Below are 13,415 nucleotides of genomic sequence, written 5' to 3'. Positions count from 1 at the left end.
ATCCTAATATAAATGCCTTTTAAAAGCAACAATAGTTTGTTTGCGGAGAAAGCCGGTAAAACCGGTACGACTCAAGTAGTTATGGGCAGTAGCGACTCGTGCGTTACGGTCATGCATGGATCGAATTTTTAAAGTGCAGGGTGTGGTTGAATGCTTGGTGTATGTATGAAAATATGTTTTTACTTGCGTACGACAGGTGCGACCGGTATCGTGCCACGTGCATGCAGCTCAGTTCCATACTGCGAGGGAGGCGATGACCGACGAGGGGAAGGATCAGATGTCACTGTTCGGGGCTCTTCAAGAGCCACCCGGGAAGGAATCACTCAAGAACACGGTCGTTGTCGTGCCACCTGACCGTTTGCCAAAGAAGGTCAAAACCGAGCAGGTCGCAACCGGTCAGCCCACTAAGCCTGCTTCAAGAAGTGGTAAAAGGGCCGCTGTAAGGGGAGGGCGCAAAAAAACGCCAAAAGCGCAGGCAAAGACCTATGCTGCCGGACTGGTTCCTGCCGGTGATGTGCGCCTGACCATCAATATTCGCCAGGACCTGCATCTGCGGCTCAAGATTGCGGCTGCCCATGAGCGGACAACCATTGGTGAGATCATTGAGGAGCTTGTGGAGCAGTACGTGCCCCACTGAAAAACATAGTTACATGCTGCCGGACCTGATGAAGTAAGCCCTTTCGCGCCTTTCCGTTAACGTAACTGTGTTTGGTTTAAGTAAAATGTCGTTATGAGGCAGTGTTATTCGCCTTGACACGCTGACTGCGGCGTTGCTATAGTTCGTCCTTACCTGTATTTCAGTCTGGCTAAAAGTTGAAGGAGTTGCGATGCCTGATAAGCATCTCACCATACGTATTGATAATGGGATAGCCGTTGTCACCCTGAATTGCCCTGAGGCAGCGAATCGTCTCAACCGGCAGATGATTTCGGCCCTCGCGCAGATCATTGCCCGCTGCAGGGGCGACGAAACGGTGCGTGGAGTGCTGCTGACCGGCGCTGGCGGGCATTTTTGTGACGGGACAGCTGTAGATGAGATGACGAACCTGTCGCCGCTGGAGGCCGGTGCCTTTGCCAGCGAAGGGCAACGGCTCATGTTTGCCATCGAGTCCCTTGGCAAGCCGGTCGTGGCGGCGGTCAACGGTCCCGCCCTCGGGGGGGGGCTGGAACTGGCTCTTGCCTGTGACTTCATCCTGGCTGCAGCGTCGGCAACCTTCGGTTTTCCCGATGTAACCCTCGGCATCATTCCCGGTTTCGGCGGCACCCAGCGCCTGCCGCGCCTGGTTGGCAAGTCGCTGGCCAAGGAACTGATCATGTCAGGGGAGTTGATCGATGCTGTTGAGGCGCTCCGCATCGGTCTGGTCAACCGGGTTCATCAGGATGATCAGCTGCTTTCCGAGGCGTGTGCCGTGCTGCGAAAGATCTGCAGCCGCGGGCTCCTGTCGTTGCGGATGGCCAAAGAGGTCATTGATGCCGGTGTCGACATGGACCTGCGCAATGCCTGCCTCATGGAGCGAGATGCCTTTGCCCTCTGCTTTACGACCGGGGATCAGAAAGAGGGGATGGGCGCCTTTCTGGAGAAGCGACAGCCACGGTTTCAGGGGCGATAGTCGCGATGGAGGGACGATGAAGCTGGAGCAGGGGTGCGTACAGGTTTACACCGGCAACGGCAAGGGGAAGACGACCGCTGCCCTGGGTTTGGCTCTCAGGGCTGTCGGCCGGGAGTTGATGGTCTGTATCGTCCAGTTCATGAAGGGAGGGGGGCCGTACGGCGAACATCTGGTTGCCGAGCGGCTGGCCCCATATCTGACCATCGTCACGACCGGCCGCAAGGGGTGGGTTAAGCAGGATGGTCCGGCAGCCGAAGACCGGCAGCTGGCCGAAGAGGGGCTGGTGCTGGCGCGGGAGATCCTGACCGGCGGCACGTATGACCTGGTCATTCTCGACGAAATCAACGGGGCGGTCGCCTACGGCCTGCTGGACGTGGAGCCGGTCCTTGAGCTGATCCGGCTGAAACCGTCTCGTGTTGAACTGGTCCTGACCGGCAGGAACGCCCACGAGAAGATCATCGAGGCTGCCGATCTGGTGACCGAGATGCGGGAGATCAAGCATTACTACAAGGCCGGGGTACCGGCCCGTGTCGGCATCGAAAAGTGACGTTTAAGCGAAATTTTGATACAGGGAAACGGAAAAGGAGGACTGACCATGGCTGAACGGAAATTGCGCGTACTGGTGGGAAAACCCGGCCTCGACGGCCACGACCGTGGAGCAAAGGTGGTTGCCCGTGCCTTCAGGGATGCGGGGTTCGAGGTCATCTATACCGGCCTGCACCAGACCCCCGAGCAGATCGTGTCGGCAGCCATCCAGGAGGATGTGGACTGCGTCGGTCTGTCCATACTCTCCGGAGCCCACAATACGCTTCTGCCGCGCGTCTGTCAGCTTTTCCGGGAGAAAAAGGCCGAGGACATCATTGTGTTCGGCGGTGGCGTCATTCCGCCGGACGATATTCCCGGGCTCAAGGCTGCCGGTGTGAAAGAGGTCTTCACCCCCGGCACCTCCACCGAAGATATCGTTGCCTGGGTGCGGCAGAACGTGGCCACCCACTGACCGGTTGAGGCCGGCCCGTTTGTGGCGCGGCATGACGTTATGCCCTATAAAAAACTGACCATACAGACGCAGAACCGGGTCGGCTATCTGACCATGGCCTCGGGAAGCCGTTTCAACAAGCTGACCATCAACATGCTTGGGGAGTTGAGGCGGGCTGTGGCCGAACTTGCCGCCAACCAGCAGGTTTCCTGCATCGTGCTTTCCGGCTATCCGGGAGAATCGTTTGCCGTGGGAGCCGATATCGGCCAGCTTCGCAGGTTCGGCCCGGCCGAGGCGTTCAGCTTTGCCGAGCTCGGCCAGGGGCTCTTTGCCGACATGGAGCAGTGCGAGAAGCCGATCATCGGCGCATTGAACGGGATTGCCATGGGTGGGGGATGCGATCTGGCGCTTGCCTGCGACATCCGGCTGGCCAGCGATAGCCTTGCCATTGCCCATCCCGGCGGGAAAATCGGCATCCTGACCGGGTTCTGCGGTACCCAGAAGCTGCCCCGTCTGGTGGGGAGAAACAACGCCCGGGAGATATTTCTCACCACCGATACCTACGATGCTGCGTCAGCACTCCGGATGGGGCTGGTGGACCGGGTTTTACCGGCCGCGGAGTTCTGGCCGGCGGTGGTTGCCTACGCTGAAAGAATCGCCAGGCAGCCACTGCCCGCGCTTGCCGCTGCCAAACGCCTCGTCAATGCCTCACAGGACGTCGACCTGAAGAACGGTTGTCTCCTGGAACAGGCCACCGTCACGGCACTTGCTGCCGTTTCGACGACATAACCACTAACAGGAAGCGCACACATGGGACTGGCAGAACGGATTCTTCAGGGTGATGTCCGGGCGGCATCGCGCCTCATGCGGGATATCGACGACGGCTTCAGCTCGGCCATACCCGAACTCAAAGCCCTCTACCCCCATACGGGAAACGCCTATGTCATCGGCATTACCGGTCCTCCCGGCGCCGGCAAGTCGACCCTGGTCGACCAGGTCACCGCCGCCTACCGGCAACGGGGCAAGCGGGTCGGCGTGGTGGCCATTGATCCGACCAGCCCGTTTACCGGTGGCGCCATCCTGGGGGACCGGATCAGGATGAACCGCCATGCGGACGACGAGGGGGTGTTCATCCGCAGCCTGGCTACCCGCGGTCATCTTGGGGGGCTCTCCCGTTCCACTTCGGATGTGGTTAATGTCATGGATGCCATGGCAATGGACGTGATTATCGTGGAAACCGTCGGCGTTGGCCAGGACGAGGTGGATATCGTCCAGATGGCCCACACCACGGTGGTTGTCATGGTCCCGGGGTTAGGCGACGACATCCAGGCCATCAAGGCGGGAATCCTGGAAATTGGCGACGTGTTCGTCGTCAACAAGGCTGACCGGGCCGATGCTGACCGGACTGTCCGTGAGCTGGCCGTCATGCTGGATATGAACCGACTGGCCGACGAGGACTGGCATCCGAAGGTGATGAAGACCGAGGCGAGCCGCGGTGTGGGGATCGAGGAACTGGTCGGCGAGATGGAAAGCCACCGGGAATTTCTCTATGCGTCCGGTCGTATCAAGCATTTCCTGGAGGAGAAGCAGGCACGGATATTTGTGGAACTCCTGCGTGAGCGGCTCTTTCAGGAGGTATTCCGGCCGATTACCGTGAATGGCCGCTTTAGAGAGATCGTGGATGGGTTGGTGACACGATCGGTTGATCCGTACAGCGCCGTCGAGGCACTGCTGGCGGAGCGTTTCACGCCCGGACGATAACGGCCGTCCTTCTGCACGGGGTTGACTGGCCAATGAAAACATGCTAGTGGTAAGCAATAAAAAGGGGCTCTGGAGCCCCTTTCGCCATTTGGTTCAACAGTAATGGAAACGTTGGAATTATGCGCAGGGTTACGGTCCTTTTTCTCGCCATGACGATCTTGTCCGCCATTGTGGTCTATGGCCCGTTGGCCACCTCCGAACCGGGGCCCAATCCGCAGGATCCGGCCAAGGAAGACCTGAGCCGGGTGGACTTTCCCAGCCAGCGGCATATCCCCTGGACGCCGTTTTTCATAAAGCCGAACGATACCCTTGAATCCCTTTTTGGCAGTGATTGGCCCCTGGTGGCCCGTTTCAACCGTGTTGACCGGCGACATGTCTATCCCGGAATGACCATCAAAGTGCCGAAGGATATCAGTCTGTTGAAGGATTACTCGCCACTCCCCCGCGAGTACGAACCGGCCCGGCGGTATGATAAGTACATCCTCGTTGACCTGACCGAACAGTGGCTCGGCGCCTATGAGCACGGTCGTCTGAAGTTTTCCGTTCCGGCCGCCACCGGCAAGACCGGGTTTGAAACCCCGACCGGCACCTATCAGATAGATGCACGGCACCAGACCCACACCTCTTCCCTGTACCGCACCGATGACGATCAGGATCAATACCCAATGGACAATGCCATGCGCTTTTATATAGCCCCGGACAACGTGGCGTACTGGCTGCATGCCCGCGACCTTCCCGGCAAGCCGGCATCCCATGGCTGTATCGGCCTTTTCGACGAAGAGATGCAGAATCGGATGTACGGCATTCCCGAAAAGCCGGTGCTCATGGATTCCCAGAAGGTCTATGCCTGGGCCGTCGGCGAAGACGAGTATGAGGACGATGCCGGAGAGTTGGAACTGCTGGAGGAGGCACCGGTGGTGGAGGTCAGGGGCACGAACCCCGTATATCGCAACTGAGATTCTAACACAAGGGCAGCAGACGCTGTCCGGAATGGAGTAACGACTATGAAGCGTACCCTTGTGGCTGGCCTTGTCGGCGGCATGTTGCTGGCTAACGGCTCGGCGTATGCCGCCTCTCTGGTGGTCAAACCCGATGTGGCGATCAAGGAGGCCTTTCCCCAGGTCAAGGTCGACTCCATTCGACCGACCGACATCAACGGCCTCTACGAGGTGGTCTCCGGGCAGAATGTGCTTTATTTCTACCCGGAAAAGGATCTGTTGATCGTCGGGGAGATATACACCAAGGCGTTGCGCAATCTGACCGCTGAACGCAAGGGGGAGCTGGCGGCCCAAAAGGTGAAGGATCTCCCCCTGGACAAGGCGGTCAGGATCGGCAATGGAAAGCATGTGGTGATCGAGTTTACCGATCCCGATTGTCCCTACTGCCGCAAAGCTTCTGAGTTCCTCAAGGGGCGGACCGACCTGACCCGCTACATCTTCTTCGCCCCGTTTGCCCATCCGGCTGCTGCTGCCAAGGTTGAGGCGATCCTGGCTGCCAAGGACAAGGCTGCTGCCTACGAAGACGCCATGGCCGGCAAGAGCCTGCCCGAGACCAAGGTGGGGGAGGAGATCAAGGCCCTTGCCCAGGTGCAGATGAACCTGGCCAGACAGATAGGGGTTAACGGGACGCCGACGTTCTTCATCGACGGCAAGCAGGTGGTCGGTGCCGATCTGAAAAGGATTGAGGAGCTGCTCAAGTAGCAGACTTCTTCCCTGATTCTCTCAATTGCATAAACGAAAAAGCCACCTGAAACCAGGTGGCTTTTTCGTTGAGTTGTGATCAAGGCTGGGCGGTTATTTGATAAAGATGGCCATCGAGGCCTGTTCGCCATCCGAGAGGGAGATGGGGAACAGGATGCCGGTGCGGTCGGGGGACACCGGGAGGCCGCTGCTTCCGTCCAGCAGTTCGGGTGGTTCGATCTCGAATGAGCTGCCTAGTTGCGCGACCTTTGCCGCAATATTGCCGCAGACCACATTCACGAATTCCATGACCGTGTCGTCAAGGACTTCCTCTTCCTCTAAGTCGACATTTTCCTGATTCAGGATGGCACTGGCGATCCGTTTGCGGGCACCATCCTGTACCGCAAAGAGGTAGGTACCGCTCACATCTCCGGTGAAATCCATGGCGGCAATGGTCGAGAACGGGGGTAGTGCCGTGGCGACCCGGGCGGGCTCGCTGTGGAAAGTGAGCCGGGCGACGCGGGTCAGCATTTTGTAGGTGAGGTCGGCAAAGACCTCCCAGATTTGCGCGTTGGCGACTCCCTCTGGAATAATGACCCGGTCGGTGACGTACTGGGCCTGGTTCTGTTTGAACTCCTCCAGATAGAGGGGTAGATCATCGCTGGTCAGTCCGCCTACCTTTACGAGTGCCTCGCCAATGTAAAGATGGTTATTCTTCTGTTTCGTCAACACCTGCTGAAACTGGTCCTGGTTCAGCAGCCCCAGTTTGGCGGCCATGTCGCCAAAGCGGAGATCCTCGGTCCGCTGGGCCTGGTTGATACGTTCCACGTCGGTTTCGGTGAGGAATCCCATGGACACCGCCACGGCGCCGACACTCAGGTTGACCGATTCCTGCAGTTCTATAGCCTGCAAAAGGACTTCCCTGGTGACGAGACCCTTTTCTACCAGGTATTGCCCGAAAAACATGACAGCCATATTTCCTCCTCCTTTATAGCGGCAGCGGGCCGCTCGATGCGTTGATCAATCAAGCGGTGGGGGGACACAAGTCGCGGAGGACCTTGAGGACCGTTTCCTGTTCGAACGGCTTGGAGATTACGTTCCTGGCCCCCAGTTTGAGTGCCTCGGTATATTTATCCCCAACCCCTCCCAGGGAGGTAACCATCACGATTTTCACGTTTTTATCCAGAGCGGTCAGGGTGCGGAGTGCAGTCAGGCCGTCCATGACCGGCATGTTCATGTCCATGCAGATGATATCCGGATGAAGGCTCTGGTGCATCTTGATGGCCTCCATGCCGTTCTTGCCATGGCCAACGACCTCAAAATCTCCGCTTTCTGCCAGCATCTTTTCCAGCTGGCGCGCAACAGCGATGCTGTCATCGACAATCAAAACCTTTCTCATCAGGTCCTCCTTGCGTTGAATCGGTATGGTGATGTATCGGAAGCATGTTGGAAAACATTTAATCGAATTATAGTGGCGTATGACTTTGGTGCAATCATGACAACAGTATCTATATTGCGCAGGATGAGAATTTCTAAGAAAGAGCCGCTTTGACCGACAGGTGGGGGCCTTTCCTTCCAGAGCCATACTGAGGACCGATGGTTCGGCAAGACGAATGATTACCTCCCCCGAATTTCACCAGCACCCGGCCGAGCCGTATCTTCATGATACTCCCTGAATAGCTATTGTTGCGGCTTCCGACCAATCCCTTATACTGTAACGGATACTGCTTGGCAATTCATTTGCTGCGACGGAGACCCCATGGAGACCCTGCTGGACCTGTTCCATACATTTTCCGGCCGGGGAGTGGCAACGGCCTTGGTGTATCGCACCGGCGTCCGCCGTTTTCTCTACCGCTATGGCGATCTCCATGATCTAGGGCTCCGCATGGCCGGTTACCTTGCTGCGGCCGGGGTTAAGGAGGGAGATCGGGTCCTGCTCTGGGGGCCGAACGGGCCGGGATGGGCCATCGCTTTCTGGGGAACCGTTGCCAGGGGCGGGGTGGTGGTGCCAGTCGACTTCATGTCCGGCCGGGACCGGGCCGAGTCCATTGCCCGTCTCGCTGAGGTCTCTTTCGTATTCCAGAGTCGCCTGAAGCTGGAGTGTCTGGATGGCTTCCCGTCTGCGTTTCTTGAAGAGTTGGAAACGCGCCTCGCCGAGACGGAGCCCTTTACCGGCCGCCCCGGAACAGGTCCAGCCGATCTGGCCGAACTGGTCTACACCTCCGGTACGACCGGCAACCCCAAGGGGGTGATGCTGACCCACAGGAACCTGGTCGCCAATCTCCTGCAGGTGGATGCCCATATCCCGGTCGTTAACGACAGGTTCAGCTTTCTCTCTCTCCTGCCCCTCTCCCACATGTTCGAACAGATGGGAGGGTTCTTTGTTCCCCTGTTCCACGGGGCAACCATTGTCCATCTCCGGACCTTGAAACCCTCTGCCATCATGGCCTCTCTGGCCGAAGAGGATATTTATGCCGTCATTGCCGTGCCGCGCCTGCTGCAACTTCTCAAGGGTTCGATCGAGGGAGAACTGGCGGCCAAGGGGCTTGCAGGCCTTTTCGACCGGCTTGTACAGGCGTCGCCCCGGCTCCCCCAGGGGGCCAGGAAGGTTCTCTTTGCACCGATCAAGAGGAAATTCGGCCGGCATTTCACCCTGTTTGTCTCCGGGGGGGCCCCCCTTTCTCCTGAGGTCTTCACCTTCTGGGATACCCTTGGCTTTACCGTGGTCGAAGGGTACGGCCTGACCGAATGCGCGCCGGTACTCACCGCCAACACCATGGAGTGCCAGCAGGCAGGTGCAGTCGGCTGGTCCCTGCCCGGGATCGAGATCAGGATCGAAGGGGGGGAGGTGGTAGCGCGGGGGGAGAACATCTTTCCCGGGTACTACCGGAATGAAGCGGCCACCCGTGAGAGTTTCACCCCTGATGGGTGGTTCCGGACCGGAGACGTGGGGGAGTTCCTGCCCGATGGGACGCTGCGTCTGAAGGGGCGGCTCAAGGAGATGATCGTTACCGGCGCCGGTATCAACGTCTACCCTGACGAGCTTGAGAATATCCTGGGGAGAACTGCCGGCGTCCGGGAAGCCTGCGTCATCGGCATTGACCGTGGCAGTGGGGACGAGGTCTTTGCTGTGATCATCCCCGACGGAAGCGGCCGGCCCCTGGAAGCGATCGTCGGCGAGGTCAACGGCCAACTGGACGAGCTGCACAGGATTACCGGCTGGGGGCTCTGGCCAGAGGCAGAATTCCCCAAGACCACCACCCTGAAGGTCCGGAAATTCATGGTGAAGGAGCGTTTGCGGGCCGAGCGGGCAGGAGGGGAGGCGCAGGCCAGTGCCGATCGGTTGATCGGGCTTGTTGCCCGGATCACCGATTCGAACCTTGCTGAGGTCAGGGAAGAGTCATTCCTGGTGGCCGATCTCGGGCTTACCTCCATCGGTCGCCTGGAACTGGTTAATGCCATCGAGCTGGAGTACCGGCTGGATCTGGATGATGCGCTGATCGGCCCGCAGAGCCGGGTGGCAGACCTGCGCCGGATGATCGCGGACCGGGCCAAGGTGGCACTCCCCCGGGGCTTAAGGTTCTGGACCAACAGTGCCCCGATCGTCTTCCTGCGCCGGGCGGCCGACCTGCTGCTCCACCGACTCCTGTTCCATCTGTATGTAACCCTTGAGGTGCATGGCCTTGAGCGGCTGAACGGCCTTGACGAACCGGTTCTGTTCATTGCCAACCATACCAGCTATCTGGACCAGCCGGCAGTCATGTTCGCGCTCCCGGCGGAAAGCCGCTACCGGACCGCTACGGCGGCGTGGGCGGAATTCTTTTTCCAGAACTTCAGGAGCTGGCCGCAACGGATCTGGAAGCGGCTCACCTACGAGTACGGCACCCTGTTCCTCAATCTGTTTCCACTCCCGCAGTCGAGCGGATTTCGCGCCACCCTGCAGCATATGGGACGGCTCGTGGATCACGGCATCAGCATCCTGGTGTTTCCGGAAGGGGAGCGGACCCGGAACGGCCGGATGCTCCCTTTCCGGCGCGGCCTGGGGGTGATGGTGCAGGAGCTGGCCATCCCGGTCGTACCGGTACGGATCGATGGGCTGGAGCGGGTCCTCCCCCGTGACGCGCACTGGCCCCGCCGGGGCCGGGTGGTGGTGACCTTTGGTGAGCCGATTCGGTTTGGCGGTCAAGCTGTTGACGCCATCGTTGAGCAGTCGGCCGCCGCTGTGGCTTCACTGGCGGAGCACCGTTAATGGCCGGGTCCTGGCACCAAGCTTCAGCAGAAGAACTCTTCCGGACGCTCGACACCGGCCATGAAGGGCTATCGGCAGCAGAAGCGACGCGACGCCTTGTCGAGCACGGGCCCAACGAACTGCCTCATAAGGAGGGGCGGGGGCCACTGGCGATGCTCGTTGCCCAGTTTGCCGATTTTCTGATCCTCCTGCTCTTTGCGGCGGCCGCCGTTTCCTGGGTGGTCGGCGATGCAGTGGATATGCTGGCCATTCTGGCCATCGTCATCCTCAACGCCATTATCGGTTTTGTTCAGGAGTTCCGTGCCCGGAAGGCCATGGCAGCCCTCCGGCAGATGGCGGGACAGGTTGCCACGGTGGTGCGGGATGGCCGACCGCTCCAGTTGGCTGCCGCAGAGCTGGTGCCGGGCGACTGGCTCCTCCTGGAAACGGGGAATGTGGTGGCCGCCGACGTGCGGCTGGTGGAAGCCCATCGCCTGGCGCTGGACGAATCGGCCCTGACCGGCGAATCGTTGACGGTCGACAAGGTGACGGCCGCACTGTCGGACCCGGACCTTCCCATTGCCGACCGTCGGAACATGGCCTGGAAAGGGACGATCGTGGCGGCCGGTCGCGGGTCCGGGGTGGTGGTTGCCACCGGAGAACATACCGAACTGGGGAGAATCGCCGCCCTGCTTCAGGCCGAGGAAGAGGGGCCGACGCCTCTCCAGCGGCGCCTGGCGAGTTTCGGCAGGAAGCTGGGGCTGGCCATACTCGGCATCTGCGGGGCCATATTCGTCTACGGTATCAGCCAGCGCGAGCCGGTCGTGCAGATGCTTCTCACGGCCATTGCCCTGGCGGTTGCCGCCATTCCCGAGGCCTTGCCGGCGGTGGTCACGATCTCCCTGGCCCTGGGGGCGGCCCGGATGGTCAGGCGAAATGCCCTGATCCGCAGGCTTCCGGCCGTGGAGACACTCGGATCGGTGACCTACATCTGTACCGACAAGACTGGCACCCTTACCCAGAATCGGATGGACGTAACGACTGTGTTTCTGGCTGGCCGTTCATATCCCTTTCCCGAGCAGGAGATGCCGGATGCTTTCCGGGAGTCGGGCGAACATGACCCGTCAGTCCTGCTGTTGCGCGCTGCGGCCCTCTGCATTGATGCCCACGTCGCGGAATCGGGCATCGTGTTGGGCGATCCGACAGAAACAGCCCTCTACCGTTTTGCCGCACGCCATTCCTTGGTAAAGGAAGAACTGCTGCTTAGTTCTCCGCGGGTTGCCGAAATAGCCTTCGATGCGGAGCGCAAGGCCATGACCACCATCCACGCCTGGCAAGGAGGGTATATCGCCTTTACCAAGGGGGCTCTGGAGGGGCTCATGGAGCGGATGCCCCGGCAGTTGACCATAGACGGCGTGGTTCCTGTTAACGCAGTCGAGATCATGGACGAGACCGAGCGGATGGCTGCCCATGGGCTGAGGGTGCTGGTCCTGGCCATGCGCCGCTGGGAGCGGCTGCCGGAACCGATTACCCCAGAGGCCGTGGAACGCGATCTGATCTTCCTCGGGCTGGTCGGCATGATGGACCCTCCCCGGCCGGAGGCGGGTGAAGCGGTTCAGCTGTGCAAGACGGCCGGGATCACGCCGGTCATGATCACCGGTGATCATCCGACCACGGCGCGGACCATCGGCAGGCTGCTGGGGATAATTGACGACACTGGCGTGGTGTTGACCGGAAGGGAGTTGGCGCGGCTCGACGATGACAGCTTGAAGGAGCGGGTCGGGGAGGTACACATTTACGCCAGGGTGGCCCCGGAGGACAAGCTCAGGATTGTCAGGGCGCTGCAGGAGAAGGGGGAACTGGTGGCGATGACCGGTGACGGCGTCAATGATGCGCCTGCCCTGAAAAGGGCCGACATCGGCGTCGCCATGGGGATTACCGGTACGGACGTGGCCAAGGAGGCCTCGGCCATGATCCTTCTTGACGATAACTTTGCCACCATTGTTCAGGCGGTCAGGGAAGGACGACGCATTTTTGCCAACATCGTCAGATTCATTACCTACTCCGTCACCTGCAACACCGGGGCGCTGGTGGCGATTACCGCGGCCCCGCTTCTGGGGTTGCCGCTACCGCTCCTGCCGACCCAGATCCTCTGGCTCAACCTGCTCACCGACAGCCTGCCGGGATTGGCGCTGGCCGTGGAGCCGGCAGAACCGGACATCATGGACCGGCCGCCGATCAAGCCGGGAGAAGGGGTGTTTGCCGGTGGCCGCGGGTGGGAGGTGGTCTGGCTGGGTCTATTTATCGGTTTGCTGGCGCTGGCGCTGCAATTTGGGGAGATAAGGGCCGGACATAATTGGCAGTCGGAAATCTTTACACTTTTCGTTGTAAGCCGGCTGGCCGTGGCCGTTGCCTATCGCTCCACCCGCGCCAGTGTCCTGTCGCTCGGTCTGTTCACCAACAAGCCGCTGATCGGGGCGGTGGTCGTGGTGCTGTGCGCCCAGGCAGCGGCCGTCTATCTGCCGTTGATGCAGCGGGCTTTCAAGACCAAGGCACTGGAGTGGCAGGAACTTGCTCTGATCGCCGTGGCTGCGGTTGGAGTTTTTCTGGTCATAGAGATCAGGAAACTGGTGGGAAGGATTTACTTTAAGGCGTAGTTGTCTGCTGGCAGGGTCCTGTAGCTGCCTTGAAGGTGGTCGTGGCAGTGCCGACGGTGAGGGTGACGGTCACCGTGGTATTGTCGGTAGTGATTTTGCCGCCGGTTGGACGCACCTTGACCGTCTGGCCGGTACTGATGGTGCCGGCTGTTGTGGTATAGGTGCCGCTATTGATGGAGTACTCGCCGCCGGAGACGGAGATGGCGACTGGGGAGGAGATGCCGGACACCGTAATTGCGTTGGACTCTATATTGGTGTCACTGGTGGTGAGGCCGCATTTCTGAGTGAAACTTGCCGGCGTAAGGGTGAGTGAAAACGTGGCCTGGTCGGGCAGCCACTGGAAGTCACCGCAGGCGGCGAGGAGCAGAATAAGTAGAGTCACGCCCCAGTATTTTTTCATAAAAATTCCCCCGAAGTTTGTAGCCATCTGTATAGCATCTGACCTGATTTAAAGTCAAAGTCAACCTGTCTCGCTGGTAGGTTTTCGTTTATGTCGAAAAACTTTAC

13 protein-coding genes are annotated in these 13,415 nt (G+C 59.7%); 10 read left to right on the top strand and 3 right to left on the bottom strand.

Annotated elements, in window-relative coordinates:
• Positions 1-253 precede the first annotated feature (253 nt).
• From JN12_RS12200 to JN12_RS12165, 8 genes are all read left to right on the top strand, one after another.
• On the top strand, positions 254-637 hold the full coding sequence (locus tag JN12_RS12200; RefSeq protein WP_145023110.1) for a hypothetical protein: 384 nt from the start codon (positions 254-256) through the stop codon (positions 635-637).
• A 190-nt stretch (positions 638-827) separates the two neighbouring features.
• Positions 828-1,607 (top strand): enoyl-CoA hydratase/isomerase family protein, encoded by a 780-nt coding sequence (locus JN12_RS12195; RefSeq protein ID WP_145023108.1) that lies wholly within the window; start codon positions 828-830, stop codon positions 1,605-1,607.
• A gap of 16 nt (positions 1,608-1,623) precedes the next feature.
• Positions 1,624-2,154: a cob(I)yrinic acid a,c-diamide adenosyltransferase gene (gene cobO, locus JN12_RS12190; RefSeq protein WP_145023106.1), complete on the top strand. Its 531-nt coding sequence runs from the start codon at positions 1,624-1,626 to the stop codon at positions 2,152-2,154.
• 48 nt (positions 2,155-2,202) lie between these two features.
• Positions 2,203-2,604, top strand: a complete 402-nt coding sequence (locus tag JN12_RS12185; RefSeq protein WP_145023104.1) for a cobalamin B12-binding domain-containing protein — start codon at positions 2,203-2,205, stop codon at positions 2,602-2,604.
• 39 nt (positions 2,605-2,643) lie between these two features.
• Entirely contained in the window at positions 2,644-3,372 is a 729-nt protein-coding gene (locus tag JN12_RS12180; protein WP_145023102.1) for an enoyl-CoA hydratase/isomerase family protein, read from the top strand.
• A 21-nt stretch (positions 3,373-3,393) separates the two neighbouring features.
• A complete protein-coding gene (gene meaB, locus JN12_RS12175; protein ID WP_145023100.1) occupies positions 3,394-4,344 on the top strand; it encodes a methylmalonyl Co-A mutase-associated GTPase MeaB in 951 nt (316 codons plus the stop codon).
• Positions 4,345-4,463: 119 nt separating this feature from the next.
• The gene (locus JN12_RS12170; protein ID WP_145023098.1) at positions 4,464-5,300 is read left to right on the top strand and encodes a L,D-transpeptidase family protein; all 837 of its coding nucleotides are present in this window, start codon (positions 4,464-4,466) and stop codon (positions 5,298-5,300) included.
• Between the two features lie 48 nt (positions 5,301-5,348).
• Complete coding sequence (locus tag JN12_RS12165; protein WP_145023096.1) at positions 5,349-6,044, top strand: DsbC family protein; 696 nt, start codon at positions 5,349-5,351, stop codon at positions 6,042-6,044.
• 93 nt (positions 6,045-6,137) lie between these two features.
• On the opposite strand, the gene JN12_RS12160 is transcribed toward JN12_RS12165, so the two are convergent.
• Both JN12_RS12160 and JN12_RS12155 read right to left on the bottom strand, forming a co-directional pair.
• On the bottom strand, positions 6,138-6,998 hold the full coding sequence (locus JN12_RS12160; RefSeq protein WP_145023094.1) for a chemotaxis protein CheX: 861 nt from the start codon (positions 6,996-6,998) through the stop codon (positions 6,138-6,140).
• A gap of 49 nt (positions 6,999-7,047) precedes the next feature.
• On the bottom strand, positions 7,048-7,422 hold the full coding sequence (locus JN12_RS12155) for a response regulator (protein WP_145023092.1): 375 nt from the start codon (positions 7,420-7,422) through the stop codon (positions 7,048-7,050).
• Between the two features lie 360 nt (positions 7,423-7,782).
• On the opposite strand from JN12_RS12155, the gene JN12_RS12150 reads away from it, so the two are divergent.
• The gene (locus JN12_RS12150; RefSeq protein ID WP_145023090.1) at positions 7,783-10,272 is read left to right on the top strand and encodes an AMP-binding protein; all 2,490 of its coding nucleotides are present in this window, start codon (positions 7,783-7,785) and stop codon (positions 10,270-10,272) included.
• Entirely contained in the window at positions 10,272-12,908 is a 2,637-nt protein-coding gene (locus JN12_RS12145) for a cation-translocating P-type ATPase (RefSeq protein WP_145023088.1), read from the top strand. Before JN12_RS12150 ends, JN12_RS12145 begins: the two co-directional genes overlap by 1 nt.
• Here the strand turns inward: JN12_RS12145 and JN12_RS12140 are convergent.
• The gene (locus JN12_RS12140) at positions 12,898-13,308 is read right to left on the bottom strand and encodes a hypothetical protein (protein WP_145023086.1); all 411 of its coding nucleotides are present in this window, start codon (positions 13,306-13,308) and stop codon (positions 12,898-12,900) included. The genes JN12_RS12145 and JN12_RS12140 overlap by 11 nt on opposite strands.
• Positions 13,309-13,415: the final 107 nt, after the last annotated feature.

Origin of the sequence: Geobacter argillaceus, assembly GCF_007830735.1 — a bacterium.
Classification (GTDB): domain Bacteria; phylum Desulfobacterota; class Desulfuromonadia; order Geobacterales; family DSM-12255; genus Geomobilibacter; species Geomobilibacter argillaceus.
This window is presented reverse-complemented; position numbering and strand designations above follow the sequence as displayed.

Bases quoted from the DNA above. Each gene is read 5' to 3' on its own strand.
- JN12_RS12200 (WP_145023110.1), top strand. From the start codon at position 254: ATGACCGACGAGGGGAAGGATCAGATGTCACTGTTCGGGGCTCTTCAA.
- JN12_RS12195 (WP_145023108.1), top strand. From the start codon at position 828: ATGCCTGATAAGCATCTCACCATACGTATTGATAATGGGATAGCCGTT.
- cobO (WP_145023106.1), top strand. From the start codon at position 1,624: ATGAAGCTGGAGCAGGGGTGCGTACAGGTTTACACCGGCAACGGCAAG.
- JN12_RS12185 (WP_145023104.1), top strand. From the start codon at position 2,203: ATGGCTGAACGGAAATTGCGCGTACTGGTGGGAAAACCCGGCCTCGAC.
- JN12_RS12180 (WP_145023102.1), top strand. From the start codon at position 2,644: ATGCCCTATAAAAAACTGACCATACAGACGCAGAACCGGGTCGGCTAT.
- meaB (WP_145023100.1), top strand. From the start codon at position 3,394: ATGGGACTGGCAGAACGGATTCTTCAGGGTGATGTCCGGGCGGCATCG.
- JN12_RS12170 (WP_145023098.1), top strand. From the start codon at position 4,464: ATGCGCAGGGTTACGGTCCTTTTTCTCGCCATGACGATCTTGTCCGCC.
- JN12_RS12165 (WP_145023096.1), top strand. From the start codon at position 5,349: ATGAAGCGTACCCTTGTGGCTGGCCTTGTCGGCGGCATGTTGCTGGCT.
- JN12_RS12160 (WP_145023094.1), bottom strand. From the start codon at position 6,998: ATGGCTGTCATGTTTTTCGGGCAATACCTGGTAGAAAAGGGTCTCGTC.
- JN12_RS12155 (WP_145023092.1), bottom strand. From the start codon at position 7,422: ATGAGAAAGGTTTTGATTGTCGATGACAGCATCGCTGTTGCGCGCCAG.
- JN12_RS12150 (WP_145023090.1), top strand. From the start codon at position 7,783: ATGGAGACCCTGCTGGACCTGTTCCATACATTTTCCGGCCGGGGAGTG.
- JN12_RS12145 (WP_145023088.1), top strand. From the start codon at position 10,272: ATGGCCGGGTCCTGGCACCAAGCTTCAGCAGAAGAACTCTTCCGGACG.
- JN12_RS12140 (WP_145023086.1), bottom strand. From the start codon at position 13,308: ATGAAAAAATACTGGGGCGTGACTCTACTTATTCTGCTCCTCGCCGCC.